A 15,414-nucleotide genomic window follows, 5' to 3' on the forward strand; every position below is an offset into this window, starting at 1 on the left:
CCTATTTTGCCGTCCCTGGATACAATGTAACGATGCGTGAACTGACGCAGGCCTTCGGGCGTTATACTCTGCGGCTAAATTTTGAAATCGACATACAAGGACTCGCCCATGAAAGCGTTCGGCAAAATCCTGGGTCTGGTACTCCTCGGGCTGTTGCTGATCATTGTGGCCCTGGGCTTTGCCCTGACCCACCTCTTCGATCCCAACGACTACAAAGACGAGATTCGCCAGATTGCCCGCGACAAGGCCCACATCGAGCTGACGCTCAATGGCGATATTGGCTGGAGCCTGTTCCCCTGGCTGGGCCTTGAGTTGCACGAAGCCAGCGTGGCAACCCTGACCACCCCGACCCAACCGTTCGCCGACTTGCAAATGCTCGGCCTGTCGGTGCGCGTGCTGCCACTGCTGCGCCGCGAAGTGCAGATGAGCGATGTGCGTGTCGAAGGCCTCAACCTGCGCCTTAACCGTGACAAGCAAGGCCACGGCAACTGGGAAGACATCGGCAAGAATGTGCCCGACGCGGCCGACATCGCCAGCGCCCCTGCCCCAGCACAAGCCCCTGCCGAACCCGAACCGGAGAAGCCACCCAAGCCGATCCGCCTGGACATCGACAGCCTGACCATCAACAACGCCCGCGTTGAATACAACGATGAACAAACCGGCAAACAGTTCAGTGCCGAAAGCATCCAGTTGAGCGCCGGCGCCGTGCACGAAGGCGCGAGTATTCCACTCAAACTCACTGCATTCCTGGGCAGCAACCAGCCGCTGATGCGCGTCAAAACCGAACTGAGCGGCAACCTGCGCATCCAGCGTGCCCTGCAGCGCTACCAGTTCGAAGACATGAAACTCAGCGGCGAAGCCACCGGCGAGCCGCTGCAAGGCAAGACCGTGACCTTCTCCACCCAGGGCCAATTGCTGGTGGACCTGGCGGCCAACATCGCCGAGTGGACCAACCTCAAGCTCTCCGCCAACCAACTGCGCGCCTTGGGCGAACTGAAGGTCAATGACCTGAACAAATCCCCGCAAGTCAGCGGCGCGTTGTCGATTGCCCAGTTTGACCTGGCCAAGTTCCTCGACAGCATCGGCCACCCTCTGCCGCCCATGGCTGACGGCAGCCTGAGCAAGGTCGAGCTGGTCAGCCGCCTCAAGGGCACCCCGACCAGCGTGGCGCTGGAAGACCTGAACCTGAAACTCGACGGCAGCACCTTCACCGGTCGCATCGCCGTGGATGACTTCGCCAAGCAAGCCTTGCGCGTGCAGCTCAAGGGCGACACCTTCAACGCCGACAACTACCTGCCGGCCAAGTCCGAATCGGCCAAAGGTGCAACCGCTGCCCGCCAGGCCGAAGTGCAGAACAGCGAAGCTGGCGCCATGGCCGCCGGTGGCACCACACCACTGCCGGAAGCCCCGACCAAAGGCGCGTGGAGCACCGACAAGCTGCTGCCACTGACCCGCCTGCGCACCCTGGACGTCAACGCCGACCTGGCTTTTGGGCAACTGACCCTGAGCAAGCTGCCGATCCAGAATGCAGCGCTCAAAGCCTCCGGCGCCGATGGCCAGCTCAAGCTCGACACCTTGAGCGGCAGCCTCTACAACGGCACCTTCCAGGCCAACGGCACACTCGATGTGCGCCAGGACATTCCGCTGCTGGCGCTGCAAACCCACATCAAGCAAGTACCGGTTGAACGCATCCTGCAAGCCCAGGGGCAAAACCCGCCGGTCAAAGGCCAGGTTACTCTCGACAGCAACCTCACCGGCCGTGGCAACAGCCAAAAAGCGCTGATCGACAGCCTTAACGGTACCGCCAGCTTTGTGATCAATAACGGCGCGCTGCTCAACGCCAACATTGAACAGCAGCTGTGTACCGGCATTGCCTTACTCAACCGCAAGACCCTGAGCACCACGCCACAGGGCAAGGACACGCCGTTCCAGGAACTGCGCGGCACGCTTAACTTCCGTAACGGGGTGGCGAGCAACCCGGACCTCAAAGTGCGCATCCCGGGCCTGGCGGTCAACGGCAACGGTGACGTCGACCTGCGCGTGCTGGGCATGGACTACCGCGTTGGCATCATCGTCGAAGGCGACCAGCGCGATGTGCCGGACCCGGCCTGCCAGGTCGGCGCCAACTTCCAGAACATCGAAGTGCCGCTGCGCTGCCGTGGCCCGCTGGAGCTGGGCGCCAAGGCCTGCCGCCTGGACAAGGACGGCTTGACTCAGGTCGCCATCAAAGCCGCCGGCAACAAGCTCAGCGACAAAATCGAAGAGAAGCTCGACAAGGTTAATCCGCAGCTTAAAGACGCCCTTAAAGGCCTGTTCAAACGATGAGAAACGAGCAGTTTTCACAGGCGGTGCTGGATTGGTACGACCGCCACGGTCGCCATGACCTGCCCTGGCAACAGGGCATCACGCCTTACCGGGTGTGGGTCTCGGAGATCATGTTGCAACAGACCCAGGTGAGCACCGTGCTCAATTACTTCGACCGGTTCATGGCTTCCTTGCCGACGGTCGAAGCCCTGGCCGCCGCGCCGGAAGATGAAGTGCTGCACCTGTGGACCGGCCTGGGTTACTACACCCGTGCACGTAACCTGCAGAAGACCGCCAAGATTGTCGTTGCTGAATACGGCGGCGAATTTCCCAAGGATGTGGAAAAACTCACTGAGCTGCCTGGCATTGGCCTGTCCACTGCCGGCGCCATCGCCAGTTTGAGCATGGGCCTGCGCGCGCCGATCCTCGACGGCAACGTCAAACGCGTGCTGGCGCGTTTTACTGCGCAAGAGGGCTACCCAGGCGAACCCAAGGTCGCGAAACAGCTCTGGGCCACCGCTGAGCGCTTTACGCCCCACGACCGCGTCAACGCCTACACCCAGGCAATGATGGACATGGGCGCCACGCTCTGCACGCGCAGCAAGCCAAGCTGCCTGCTGTGCCCGCTGGAAAAAGGCTGCGAAGCCCACATGCTCGGCCTGGAGACGCGTTACCCGATCCCCAAGCCGCGCAAGACCATCCCGCAAAAGCGCACGCTGATGCCACTGCTGGCCAACGCCGAGGGCGCGATCCTGCTTTACCGTCGCCCGTCCACGGGCCTGTGGGGCGGCTTGTGGAGCTTGCCGGAACTCGATGACCTGCAAGACCTGGAACACCTCGCCAACCAGCACGCGCTGGCACTGGGCGAGCAACAGGCGCTGCCGGGGCTGATCCACACCTTCAGCCACTTCCAGCTGGCCATCGAGCCCTGGCTGGTGCAGGTCGAGGAATCCGCCCATCACGTGGCCGAGGCCGACTGGCTCTGGTATAACCTCGCCACCCCGCCGCGCCTGGGCCTTGCCGCCCCGGTGAAAAAACTGCTGAAGCGCGCGGCCGACGTATTGAACGCAGGAGTTTCGTCATGACCCGCACCGTAATGTGCCGCAAGTACAAAGAAGAACTGCCAGGCCTGGAACGCCCTCCGTATCCAGGTGCCAAGGGCCAGGACATTTTCGAGCATATCTCTGCCCAAGCCTGGGGTGACTGGCTGAAACACCAGACCCTGCTGATCAACGAAAAACGCCTGAACATGATGAACGGCGAAGATCGCAAATACCTGGCGGGTGAAATGGATAAGTTCTTTTCCGGCGAGGATTACGCCAAGGCCGACGGTTACGTGCCGCCTGCTCAATAATTGATCAAAAACCGGGGTCGGCACGTAAGCGACGGTAATAATTAAATATTTTTTGAAAACTTGCTTGACGACCCCCTGAAAAACCCGTTTAATGCGCCCCGTTGCCCAGATAGCTCAGTCGGTAGAGCAGGGGATTGAAAATCCCCGTGTCGGCGGTTCGATTCCGTCTCTGGGCACCACTAATACCGAAAAACCCCAAGCGAAGATGATTCCTTGGGGTTTTTTATTGCCTGCGATTTAGTGGCCGCGGGCCAATGCCCCGCCCGATTCACACCCGAGGGTTATTTATCCCGCTGCTCGATCGTTTAGCTGTTACTGAATTTTCTGTTGCAAGGTAGTTATTTGATGAACCGGTACTTGATCTGCGCGCTGTTGCTGCTGACGACGTTGCTCAGTGGCTGCGCCACACAAATGGATGTCTCGATCAACGCAACCCCCGATCCGGACTATCACTTTGATCGACAGGCACTGGTGCTGGTGACCACGTCCGTGGGCGGCAGCGCGCAAAACACGCTCAATGCCCGCTATTACCTGCGGGACATGGTCAGCGCCATGAAGGACCAGGGCTTTCGCGAGGTGTACACCGATGCCAGCCTGCCCAAGAACCATGGGCCAATCAAAATGACCATCATCCTGGACGTCGACAGCAAGCAGGTCACTTACCGCTATACCGCCACCGATTACGGCCAGGTGCCCACCAGCACCACCACCGAGTGCAAGAAGAACAAAAAGAAAGCCGACCAGCTGACCTGCACCAGCAAGCCGAACACCACCTACGGCCCGGTGGGCACCTCGGAGCGCACCGGCTACACCACGCTCACTACCTTCACCGCCACCGCGCGTGACGAAGCAAGCCGGCGCGCGGTGTACGTGTTGCGGGTGATGTCCTACAACGAAGACTGCCAGGCCACCAAGATCGAAGCGTTCCTGGTCGAACAGGGCCTGCAGAACCTCAACTTCCAGGACCGCGTGCAGCGCAACTACACCGTGACGATGCCCGAGGGCTACCAGTGCAAGTAGGCGCCTGCCTACTGCAGTAGAAACACCATCAGCGGGTTGTCGTTAAGCCGCCCTTCGAAGTTTGGCGCCTGCTGCTCCATCGGCGTGCCCTTGAGCAGCGCTGCTTCTTTGCGCGGCACCAGCACCCAGGATGGAAGCGGCAGGGTGGCGAGCTTCTCGGGCTCGTTACCGGCGACGAACAGCGGTTGCTCATCGTGCGTCAGGTTCATCATGTAGCGGATAGCCCAGGTGTCGCGGCCAAGGTCGACAAACACCAATGGCCCCGGCTGCGACGCACGCAATGCCTCTACCTGGCTGACAAACTTGCGGGTGTCGTATTGCAGGTCCTTGGCCGGGTCGATCACCACCACCAGCAGCAACCATTGCGCCGCCAAGGCGATCACACTGAGCCACACCAGGCGCAACGGGCGACGCCAGACAACCAGCGCCGCCACTTGCAGCACCACCCACACGCCAATCAACGGCGGCAGCGACACGTCGGGCCAGTAACCGTGCTTCTGCCAGGTGTGCCGGCAGATAAACAACACCACCACGCACAACGCCGGTAGCGCCACGACGAGCCATTCGTAGCAGCGGCGCACGCCGACGAACCAGTTTTGCGCCTGGAGCAGCCCATAGGCGGCGACAGCGGCAAACATCGGCACCATCGGCAGAATGTAGTAAGCACGCTTGAAGTGCGGCACCGACAGCCCGAGCAGGATCATCAGGCCACAGGCCGCCAGCCGCACCACCATTTGCACGTCTTCGTTGACCCAGCGCTCAGACCAGCGATGCCGCAGCGCGATCATCGCCGCCAACGCCAACGGCACCACCGGGAAATAGCGATACAAACTCAGCTTGAAGTAGAAGTAGAACGGCTCGCCGGACTCGTCGAGGCGCCCACTGACCTGCATCCTGAACACATCGTCGGCAAAGGCCTCGCCACCGCTGAAACGCGCCAGCTTCATCAACGCCCACCAGCAGGCCCCGAGCAACGCCAGCCCCACAAAACCATGGATCAACACCTGCTTGACCCGTTCGCCCGGCTTGCCCAGCGCCCAGTAAACGCACACCACGCCGCAGACTTCGATAAGCCCCAAAGGCCCACGAATCGCGAAGGCCAGCACAAACAGCGGGAACACCGCCAACTGTCGAAGCCGTGACCCGAGACGCTCGCCCGTGTGCAGCAGGTAGAAGCTGCCTACGCATAAGAGCGCGACCATCAGGTCCAGGCAGACCGAGCGCGACTTATCGAGCAATTGGGTGGTAAGCAGCGTCAGCAGCACCGTCAGCAATGCCCAAGGCCGACTGAACGGCACCAGCAGGCGATAGATCAGGGCGATCACGCCCGCCGCAGCAAGGGCCGTCGGCAGCACGTTGGCCAGGTGGTTCGGCGCGCCGAACAGGCGAGCAAACACAAAGCTGAAGAAAGTCGCAGTGCCGGGATAGTCCGGGTACGGCTGGCCGTACGTGGTAGGAAAAAGACTCGCGCCATGGCGAAACATTTCCTGCATGAACAACGCCCAGCGCCCGTCAAAGCCTTGGGGTTGCTCGTCCCAGATGCCCAAGGTAAACAGCAATAAAGCGATCAGAAACAGGCCCAGAGACTCCAGGCGATAACGGCTGCGGTGATCCATCGAATGTCCTTTCAGGTGGGGTACGCCGACTCCATGGTGCCGACTCCACCCCTGAATAACGCCTGAACAAATCCGAGTATTTATGGACTTATCGACCGGCGCGCCACACCAGCGCGGGAATCAGCCGGATGTAGAGTAGCTCGCCCACCAGCTCAAGCAGGGTTTGGAGGATCACCGCCGTTGCGGCCAGCCCGCGCACGTCTTCAGGCAGGGCCAACGCCAGTGGCAGCACCACCAATGAGTTGCGCGTCGAAGCACTGAAGGTCACCGCCCGCGCGGTAACAGCAGGCAACGCAAACAACCGCGCAGCCAGCGCGCCTATCAGCGGCGCCAGCAACAGGAAGCCGAGGTACACCGGGATCACCGGCAACAACAACGCAATATCGCGCACCACCGAAGTGATCTGCGAGCCGATCACCACAAACAGCACCAACGCCATCGCCGGCACCGGCAGCCAGGCCCAGGCGTTGTTCCAAACATTGATAGCGCTTGAGCGCCGCGCCAGGCAGGTGGTCAGCACCGCCAGGATCATCGGCAGCACAATCAGCAACAGGAACGCCTCGACAAACGGCCCCACCGCCACCACCACGGCGGACTGGGCGCCCAGCATGAAGCTCAGGTACACCGGCAGCAGCACCAATTGCAGCAACAACAACACCGGCGTCGCCGCCAGCATCAGCCGCGAGTCACCCTTGCCGATATGGGTAAACACCACCACATAGTCGATACACGGCGTGAGCAACACCAGCAGCGCGCCCACCAGCAACGCCGGGCGTTCCACCAGGCCCCGGGTCAACGCCCACACCAGCAAGGGCACCAGAATGAAATTGGCCAGCAGCAATGCGCAGATAAAGCGTTTATTACCCAGGCCCTGGCGCAGGTCCAGAAACGGAATTTGCAGGAACATGGCGTACATCAGCACTGCGATGGCAGGTGTGACCAGCACGCCAAGACCTTGGGCTGACAAAGGGGCGAACACGCCAAATGCGACCGCCAGGAGCACGGCGACGAAGTAGATCGGGATTTGGTTGTGTTCGAGGGTGTCACGGGTCATGGGCTGACTCTGGTTGATCAATTGATCGCAAGCCTAAGCACCGGGAGCGCCGAGGTCGAGCATCGCGACATTTCCTGCGCCCATCACGCGCTAAATTTGTTAGTTTCGGCTTCTTATAAAAGCGCGCGGATCAAGCCCGTACCAAAAAGCGCAAGTATCGAGCCGACTCATGAACCTGCCCACCCGCCCTGCCCCACAAACATTCTGCGAGCCCGCTGCCGACGGCTACCCAATCGGCGGCTTCACCTGGCGCCACCCGCGCACCGACTTCGAACGCCCGGTCGTCATCATCAACGCCGCCACCTCGGTCCGCTGCCGCCACTATTCACGCTTCGCCGACTACCTGTTTGCCAACGGCTTCGACGTGATCACCTACGACTACCGTGGCATCGGCGAATCCCGCAGCGGCGCGTTGCGAGGCTTCAAGGCGTCGTGGTCAGATTGGGGCGTGCTGGATTTCGAGGCGATGCTGCAGCGCGCACAGCGGGAGTTTCCGGGGCAGCCGATTGATGTGGTCGGCCACAGTTTCGGCGGGTGCGCGGCAGGGCTCGGTGCTTGCGGCGCAGTGATTCGGCGCATCGTCACGGTCGGCGCGCAGTTTGCGTACTGGCGCGATTACGCGGCGAGCGGGCGCTGGCGCATGTTTGCCAAGTGGCATGTGGTGATGCCGCTGGTGACGGCCCTGTGCGGCTACTTCCCCGGCAAGCGCATGGGCTGGCTGGAGGACACGCCGGCAGGCGTGGTGCGCGACTGGAGCATGCCGACACCGCGCTATGAAACGCGCCCCAGCGGGCGCGGCCTGGGCGAGCTGCCTTTTTCTCGAGTGAAGGCGCAGTTGCTGGCCATCAGCATCACCGACGATCCGTTTGGCACAGTGGCGGCTATTGAGCGACTGCTGGGTTATTTTGAAAACAGCGCGCGCACTCACCTGCGAATCGCGCCCGGGGATATCGGCGAAAAAACCGTCGGGCATTTCGCCTTCTTTCGCAGTGAATATCAGGACCGGTTGTGGCCGATTGCGCTGGGATGGCTGCAGAAAGGCGAATTGGCGCCCGGCACACCCGGCGTGCGCGTCTAGATTTCCTTGGGATTTCCCCCAACCTGCGCTTCAATACCCCACCCCGATTAAGAACCCAAGGACGTTGAGCCCATGGCCTCGCCGAACAAGCAGCAAAAACGTGCCCACCGGGCCAAGGCCAAGGCCAAGCAAAACCGCACCCAGCGCGCCGTCGCGACCAAGCCGGATGCGTTCGCTGGCGACGACAGCCGCATTGACCTTGAGTCGGTGGATTTGACCGAGTTGTTCGTCGAGATGCGCGCAGCCGGCGAGAGCAGCCAGCAAGCGTTGTGTGCTGCATTCCTGGCGCACCCACTGTTGGCCGTGGTGCTGGAGCAGGAAGGCGAAGAAGACGCGACAGATTTTATCCTGGCGGCGCTGATCGAGTATCGCCAGTGGGCGACGGACACCGAGGATGAAGCAGCGGCGCTGGCGTGGATTGAATCCCCGCAGTTCCAGGCCGATTACGTGGCGGCATCCCAGGCGCTGGCCAACTCCCAGGACTGATACACAACAAAGTGTGGGAGCGGGCTTGCCCGCGATGGCGGTGTGTCAGGCGAGGAATTTATCGACTGCCAGCCCGTCATCGCGGGCAAGCCCGGCTCCCACAGGGTTCAGTGTTTCTAGCTGATACTGCGGACTGACACAAAACAACTGTGGGAGCGGGCTTGCTCGCGAAGGCGGCGTGTCAGCCGAAGAATTTATCGCCTGCCAGCCCGTCATCGCGGGCAAGCCCGGCTCCCACACTTTTTTTGAACTGCGGCGCACTGCGCACCGCAGTTCATCACATCAATTGAGCACCGCAGCGCCTACCTTCTGCGCCTTGCGGCGGCTCGCCACGAACAGCCCAGCCAGCACTACCAACAAGCTCAGAATACCGGTCGCGATGATCTCGACGCGGTGGGCTTCCTGGAACAGCATGATGGTCAACGTGCCGACGATGAACACCATCACCGCGTAGGTCAGGCCCGGGAACAGCCACATCTTGAAGACAATTTTCTCGCCTGCAGCGGTACGCTTCTGACGCATGCGCAGTTGCGATACGGCGATCACCAGGTACACCAGCAGCGCAATGGCGCCGGAGCTGGCCAGCAGGAATTCGAACACTGCAGCCGGCGCCACGTAGTTGGCGAATACGGCCAGGAACGCAGCACCCGTCGACAGCAACACCGCCCAGTAAGGCGTGCCGCTTTTGTTGGTGCGCTTGGCCACGGCCGGTGCATCACCGCGACGGCCCAGGGAGAACAGCATGCGCGAGGCGGTGTACAGCGCCGAGTTGAGGCAGCTGGTCACGGCAACCAATACCACCAGGTCGACGATCAGCTTGGCATTCGGGATGCCCATGCGTTCCAGCACGGTCTGGTAGGAACCTACCGCCGCCAGGGTCGGATCGTTCCATGGCACCAGGGACACCACGATGAAGATCGACAGCAGGTAGAACAAACCAATCCGCCAGATCACCGAGTTGGTGGCCTTGGTGATTTGCTGGCCAGGGTTCTTCGATTCGGCCGCTGCAATGGTGACGATCTCGGTACCCATGAACGAGAACATGGTGGTCAGGATCGCCGCCAATACCGCGCCCATGCCATTAGGCATGAAGCCCTGGGTGTCGAACAGGTGCGAAACACCGCTGACCTGGCTGGTCGGCAGGAAGCCGAAGATCGCCGCGAGGCCAAGGATCACAAAGGCTACGATCGCCACGACTTTGATCAGCGCAAACCAGAACTCGAACTCGCCGTAGTTCTTCACGCTGAACAGGTTAGTGGCCGTGAGCAGCAAGGTGATGATCAGGGTAAACGCCCAGATCGCCACATCGGGGAACCAGGCATGCAGGATGGTCGCGGCGGCGTTGGCTTCCAGTGGAATCACCAGCACCCAGAACCACCAGTACAACCAGCCGATGGTGAAACCGGCCCAGTGACCGATCGCACGGTCGGCATAGGTGGAGAACGAACCGGTGTCCGGGGAGGCCACGGCCATTTCGGCGAGCATGCGCATCACCAACACCACCAGCGTGCCCGCAGCGGCGTAAGCCAGCAGCACGGCGGGGCCGGCGGCAGCAATCGCGTGGCCGGAGCCGACAAACAAACCGGCACCAATAACGCCGGCAATCGACAGCATGGTGACGTGACGCGGTTTGAGCCCCTGTTCGAGGTCATTGGAGCTTTGCGTACTACTCATTGACACACCTTTGCGAGGAATTGCGAAAACGGTCCGCCCGGCCTGCGATCCTTCTCGTGAAAAGAAACCAACGGGGCGTTCTTTATTTTTTACGCAAGATTTGCGCCAAAATATTACAGAGCCACGATTGACGTGGGCTGTAGGACAATTCATTAGCTCACGCAAGTCGTTGAGAACTATGGCATTCCGCTATAGCGTTACCGTGCGACCCAACTGCGACACCAAAATACGCACCAAAAACACACACAAAAAGTACGTGACGCTCCATAAAAGGGCTGATAAGGACCGTTTGCCCGGTTAACCCTTCCAACACCCGGCCAAAGCTGGCACCATCGCGCCCTTTTTTACGCGAAGCCTGTGGATTTATCGGGTTCAGACGTCTGTAGGTTGTTGATAGCGCGACACGCTGCTGTGCCGATGCGACACCTTGCCGCAGACCACCCGTTAACCGTCCGCAGCGCTGTTGGCTGCCATCCGAACGCTATGCTAGCTTGGCGCCTCGCCAGGAAGGCGGCCCAACAGCAAGAATGCACTGAACACAATGAGGACCGCACATGGCTGAGGCCGCGCCCGCGCTTGAAATCCGCAACTTGCATAAACGCTATGGTGAGCTGGAGGTACTCAAAGGTATCTCGCTGACCGCCCGCGACGGCGACGTGATCTCGATCCTGGGTTCCTCCGGTTCCGGCAAGTCCACCTTTTTGCGTTGCATCAACCTGCTGGAAAACCCGCATCAGGGCCAGATCCTGGTGGCCGGTGAAGAGCTCAAGCTAAAAGCCGCGAAAAACGGCGAGCTGATGGCCGCCGACGGCAAACAGATCAACCGCCTGCGCAGCGAAATCGGTTTTGTGTTTCAAAACTTTAACCTGTGGCCGCACATGAGCATCCTCGACAACATCATCGAGGCGCCCCGCCGTGTGCTCGGCCAGAGCAAGGCCGAAGCGATAGAAGTGGCCGAAGCCCTGCTGGCCAAGGTCGGCATCAGCGACAAGCGCCACGCCTACCCTGCGCAACTGTCCGGCGGCCAGCAACAACGCGCGGCCATAGCGCGCACCCTGGCCATGCAGCCCAAGGTCATCCTGTTCGACGAGCCGACATCGGCGCTTGACCCGGAAATGGTCCAGGAAGTACTTAATGTGATCCGCGCGCTGGCCGAAGAAGGCCGCACCATGCTGCTGGTCACTCATGAAATGGGCTTTGCCCGTCAGGTTTCCAGTGAAGTGGTGTTCCTGCACCAGGGCCTGGTCGAAGAGCAAGGATCGCCACTGCAGGTGTTTGAAAACCCGCTTTCGGCGCGCTGCAAACAATTCATGTCCAGCAACCGCTAACGGAGCAACATGCATGCAGAACTATAAAAAATTCCTTCTGGCCGCGGCCGTTTCGATGGCGTTCAGCGCCACGGCCATGGCAGAAACCTTGAAAATGGGGATCGAAGCGGCCTACCCGCCCTTCAACAATAAAGACGCCAGCGGCAACGTCGTGGGCTTTGACAAAGACATCGGCGACGCCCTCTGCGCCAAGATGAAAGTCGAAAAATGCGAAGTGTATGTGTCTGATTGGGACGGCATCATCCCGGCCCTGAACGCGAAGAAGTTCGACTTCCTGGTGTCTTCGCTGTCGATCACCGATGAGCGCAAGCAAGCCGTCGACTTCACCGACCCGTACTACTCCAACAAGCTGCAATTCATCGCACCTAAAGCCACAGCCGACTTCAAGACCGACGCCGGTTACCTGAAAGGCAAGATCATCGGTGCACAGCGCGCAACGCTGGCCGGTACTTACCTGGAAGACAAGCTGCCGGACACCACCGCCAAGCTCTACGACACCCAGGAAAACGCCTACCTCGACCTGACTTCCGGCCGTTTGGACGGGATTCTCGCCGACAAGTACGTGCAGTACGAATGGCTCAAGAGCAAAGACGGTTCGGCCTATGAGTTCAAAGGCGACCCGGTGGTAGAAAGCGACAAGATCGGTATCGCCGTACGCAAGGGCGACCCGCTGCGCGAGCGCCTGAACAAAGCCCTGGCAGAGATCAAGGCAGACGGCACCTACAAGAAGATCAACGACAAGTACTTCCCGTTCAGCATCGAATGATCTGAATGGCCTGACCGGCGCGCTTCTATAAGTAGCGCGCCGGCTTTCAGCAATGCCTGCCGCGATATGAAAACACCATGAATTTCGATCTCTACGGATTCGGCCCGGCGCTTGCCGCTGGCGCGCTGATGACCGTCAAACTGGCGCTCACGGCCCTGTGCCTGGGGCTGGTGTTCGGCCTTGCCGGCGCCTTGGCCAAGACTTCACCGTACAAGCCGTTGCAATGGCTGGGCGGTGCTTACTCGACCATCGTTCGTGGCATTCCCGAGCTGTTGTGGGTGCTGCTGATTTACTTCGGCACCGTCAACCTGATGCGTGCCCTGGGCGAGTTTTTCGGTAACCCCGACCTTTCTCTCAGTGCCTTTGCCGCCGGGGTTATCGCCCTGGGCCTGTGCTTTGGCGCCTACGCCACGGAAGTGTTCCGTGGCGCGATTCTCGCCATTCCCAAAGGCCACCGCGAAGCCGGTGTGGCGCTGGGCCTGTCGAAGGTGCGGATTTTCACCCGCTTGATCATGCCGCAGATGTGGCGCATCGCCCTGCCGGGCCTGGGCAACCTGTTCATGATCCTGATGAAAGACACCGCGCTGGTGTCGGTGATCGGCCTTGAAGAAATCATGCGTCACGCACAAATCGGCGTGACCGTGACCAAGCAGCCGTTCACCTTCTTTATGGTGGCAGCCTTCATGTACCTGGGCCTCACCGTGCTGGCCATGACGGGCATGTACTTCCTGGAAAAACGCGCCGCCCGCGGCTTTGCAAGGAGCACCCAATGAGCGGTGACTACAGCTGGCTGTCGCACTTCGACCTGGGCCTGAACTGGGCCGTGATCATCAAGTGGCTGCCCAAACTGGCCCAAGGCGCAACCCTGACCCTGGAACTGGTGGCCATCGCCGTGATCGCCGGCCTGCTGCTGGCGATTCCGCTGGGTATCGCGCGTTCCTCGCGCCGCTGGTACGTGAGCGCCCTGCCCTACGCCTATATTTTCTTCTTCCGTGGCACGCCGCTGCTGGTGCAGTTGTTCCTGGTTTATTACGGCCTGGCACAGTTCGATGCCGTGCGTGAGAGCTTCATGTGGCCGTACCTGCGCGATCCGTTCTGGTGCGCCACGGCCACCATGACCTTGCACACCGCCGCCTATATCGCCGAGATCCTGCGCGGCGCTATCCAGGCCATCCCGCCGGGTGAGATCGAAGCGGCGCGCGCCCTGGGCATGTCCAAACCCAAGACGCTGTTCTACATCATCCTGCCGCGTGCCTCGCGCATTGGCCTGCCGGCGTACAGCAACGAAGTGATCCTGATGCTCAAGGCCAGCGCCCTGGCCAGCACCGTCACCCTGCTGGAACTGACCGGCATGGCGCGCACCATCATCGCCCGCACCTACCTGCCGGTGGAGATCTTCTTCGCCGCCGGGCTGTTCTACCTGCTGATGGCCTACATCCTGGTGCGGGGCTTCAAACTGCTCGAACGCTGGCTGCGCGTCGATGCTTGCCAGGGACGTTAAGGCTCGCTTTGCGGCGCTGGACGCGTTTCTAATCGAGCACCAAGGGCTGTGGCGACCACGGCCCTTTACGCACTTGCACTTACCCTGGGAACACCAGCACCCCGAGCTGGCCCAATGGCTGCGCCAGCGCTCGCTGGCCGATGCCGAAGCCAGTCACAACCACCCCTATGACCTGCCGGCGCCTGCGCCATTTCCACAGCTGGCTTTTCAGGCAGCGCAGCTCAGCGCTGTGGATAAGTTACCCGCACACACGCTGGAGCCTGCCCGCCATCGCCTGAACGTGGATGTGCCAGGGCGTAAATGGCAGCAAATTGAAGCGTTCGGCGCCGCGCTGAAGTTTGCCGCAACCCCCAAGCATTGGCTGGACTGGTGCGCCGGTAAAGGCCACCTCGGCCGGCGCTTGCTGCAACCTGGCCAACAGCTGACCTGCCTCGAGTACGACCCGGCGCTGATCGCCTCGGGCCAGGCCTTGAGCGACCATCACGGCCTGGCTGTCACCCATCGCCTGCAAGACGTGATGGCCGATGTGGCGATCAGTGCCGAGCACACGCCCGTCGCCTTACACGCCTGCGGCGATCTGCATGTGCGGCTGTTGCACGTGGCCAGCGCGACGGGCTGCAAGCAGCTCGCGCTGGCACCTTGCTGCTATAACCGCATCGGCGCCGAGCGCTATCAGGCCTTGTCGACCGCCGGGCGCGCCTCGTTACTACAGCTTTCGGTCGATGACCTGGGGTTACCGCTGAGCGAAACCGTCACCGCCGGTAATCGCGTGCGCCAGCAACGGGACACCTCCATGGCCCGGCGCCTGGGTTTCGATCAGTTGCAACGCCACCTGCGTGGCTGCGATGAGTACCTCCCCACACCGTCCCTGCCTGCCAGCTGGCTGGACAAACCCTTCGCTGACTACTGCCGAGAACTGGCGCGTCTCAAGGATTTATCCACAGGTGAACAGGATTGGGCGGCGCTGGAGGCGCACGGCTGGCTGCGCTTGGCCGAGGTGCGCAACCTGGAGTTGGTCAGAGGATTGTTTCGGCGGCCGCTGGAACTGTGGCTGGTCTTGGATCGCGCGCTGTTCTTGAAAGATCAGGGCTACAAGGTTGAGATAGGCACCTTCTGCGAACCTACGCTAACGCCGCGCAACTTGATGGTGCTGGCGGAGCGCGATTAAAGGGCGAAACTTCCTACACGCGCCCTGTGGATAACTCTGTTGATGACTTCTTTACAGAGGCCGTA

Annotated in this window: 14 protein-coding genes and 1 tRNA gene; 12 read left to right on the forward strand and 3 right to left on the reverse strand. The window is 61.0% G+C overall.

Annotation, left to right across the window (positions count from 1 at the left end; genetic code table 11):
- The first annotated feature begins 108 nt into the window (after positions 1–108).
- The 5 genes from HBO41_RS13905 to HBO41_RS13925 all read left to right on the forward strand — a co-directional run bounded on the left by HBO41_RS13905 (position 109) and on the right by HBO41_RS13925 (position 4,678).
- Positions 109–2,325 carry an AsmA family protein gene (locus HBO41_RS13905; protein WP_169986631.1) on the forward strand — a complete coding sequence of 739 codons (2,217 nt, stop codon included), beginning with the start codon at positions 109–111 and terminating at the stop codon, positions 2,323–2,325.
- Positions 2,322–3,389: an A/G-specific adenine glycosylase gene (mutY, locus tag HBO41_RS13910; protein ID WP_138449385.1), complete on the forward strand. Its 1,068-nt coding sequence runs from the start codon at positions 2,322–2,324 to the stop codon at positions 3,387–3,389. The genes HBO41_RS13905 and mutY overlap by 4 nt, the downstream gene beginning before the upstream one ends.
- Positions 3,386–3,658 (forward strand): oxidative damage protection protein, encoded by a 273-nt coding sequence (locus HBO41_RS13915; RefSeq protein WP_017138649.1) that lies wholly within the window; start codon positions 3,386–3,388, stop codon positions 3,656–3,658. Before mutY ends, HBO41_RS13915 begins: the two co-directional genes overlap by 4 nt.
- 103 nt (positions 3,659–3,761) lie before the next feature.
- A tRNA-Phe gene (locus tag HBO41_RS13920) sits at positions 3,762–3,837 on the forward strand.
- 166 nt (positions 3,838–4,003) lie between these two features.
- Positions 4,004–4,678 carry a hypothetical protein gene (locus HBO41_RS13925; RefSeq protein WP_169986633.1) on the forward strand — a complete coding sequence of 225 codons (675 nt, stop codon included), beginning with the start codon at positions 4,004–4,006 and terminating at the stop codon, positions 4,676–4,678.
- A gap of 8 nt (positions 4,679–4,686) precedes the next feature.
- Here HBO41_RS13925 and HBO41_RS13930 read toward each other — a convergent pair whose 3' ends face one another.
- Both HBO41_RS13930 and HBO41_RS13935 read right to left on the reverse strand, forming a co-directional pair.
- Complete coding sequence (locus tag HBO41_RS13930) at positions 4,687–6,294, reverse strand: glycosyltransferase family 39 protein (protein WP_169986635.1); 1,608 nt, start codon at positions 6,292–6,294, stop codon at positions 4,687–4,689.
- Between the two features lie 88 nt (positions 6,295–6,382).
- A complete protein-coding gene (locus HBO41_RS13935; RefSeq protein WP_169986638.1) occupies positions 6,383–7,348 on the reverse strand; it encodes an arsenic resistance protein in 966 nt (321 codons plus the stop codon).
- Between the two features lie 169 nt (positions 7,349–7,517).
- Here HBO41_RS13935 and HBO41_RS13940 point away from each other — a divergent pair, with 169 nt between their 5' ends.
- Together HBO41_RS13940 and HBO41_RS13945 are read left to right on the forward strand one after the other, a co-directional pair.
- Positions 7,518–8,426: an alpha/beta fold hydrolase gene (locus HBO41_RS13940; RefSeq protein WP_169986640.1), complete on the forward strand. Its 909-nt coding sequence runs from the start codon at positions 7,518–7,520 to the stop codon at positions 8,424–8,426.
- Positions 8,427–8,498: 72 nt separating this feature from the next.
- A complete protein-coding gene (locus HBO41_RS13945) occupies positions 8,499–8,912 on the forward strand; it encodes a hypothetical protein (RefSeq protein ID WP_017138654.1) in 414 nt (137 codons plus the stop codon).
- 282 nt (positions 8,913–9,194) lie between these two features.
- Here the strand turns inward: HBO41_RS13945 and gabP are convergent, their stop codons facing one another.
- On the reverse strand, positions 9,195–10,586 hold the full coding sequence (gabP, locus tag HBO41_RS13950; protein ID WP_017138655.1) for a GABA permease: 1,392 nt from the start codon (positions 10,584–10,586) through the stop codon (positions 9,195–9,197).
- Positions 10,587–11,140: 554 nt separating this feature from the next.
- Here gabP and HBO41_RS13955 point away from each other — a divergent pair.
- From HBO41_RS13955 to HBO41_RS13975, 5 genes are all read left to right on the forward strand, one after another.
- Positions 11,141–11,914 carry an ABC transporter ATP-binding protein gene (locus HBO41_RS13955; protein WP_169986642.1) on the forward strand — a complete coding sequence of 258 codons (774 nt, stop codon included), beginning with the start codon at positions 11,141–11,143 and terminating at the stop codon, positions 11,912–11,914.
- Positions 11,915–11,927: 13 nt separating this feature from the next.
- On the forward strand, positions 11,928–12,680 hold the full coding sequence (locus HBO41_RS13960; protein ID WP_017138657.1) for an ABC transporter substrate-binding protein: 753 nt from the start codon (positions 11,928–11,930) through the stop codon (positions 12,678–12,680).
- Between the two features lie 77 nt (positions 12,681–12,757).
- Complete coding sequence (locus HBO41_RS13965; protein ID WP_169986644.1) at positions 12,758–13,453, forward strand: ABC transporter permease; 696 nt, start codon at positions 12,758–12,760, stop codon at positions 13,451–13,453.
- A 38-nt stretch (positions 13,454–13,491) separates the two neighbouring features.
- Positions 13,492–14,181 (forward strand): ABC transporter permease, encoded by a 690-nt coding sequence (locus tag HBO41_RS13970; protein ID WP_026013808.1) that lies wholly within the window; start codon positions 13,492–13,494, stop codon positions 14,179–14,181.
- Positions 14,162–15,349: a methyltransferase gene (locus HBO41_RS13975; protein WP_169986646.1), complete on the forward strand. Its 1,188-nt coding sequence runs from the start codon at positions 14,162–14,164 to the stop codon at positions 15,347–15,349. The genes HBO41_RS13970 and HBO41_RS13975 overlap by 20 nt, the downstream gene beginning before the upstream one ends.
- Positions 15,350–15,414: the final 65 nt, after the last annotated feature.

It is taken from the genome of Pseudomonas sp. WS 5146, from assembly GCF_012985495.1.
Taxonomy (GTDB): domain Bacteria; phylum Pseudomonadota; class Gammaproteobacteria; order Pseudomonadales; family Pseudomonadaceae; genus Aquipseudomonas; species Aquipseudomonas edaphica.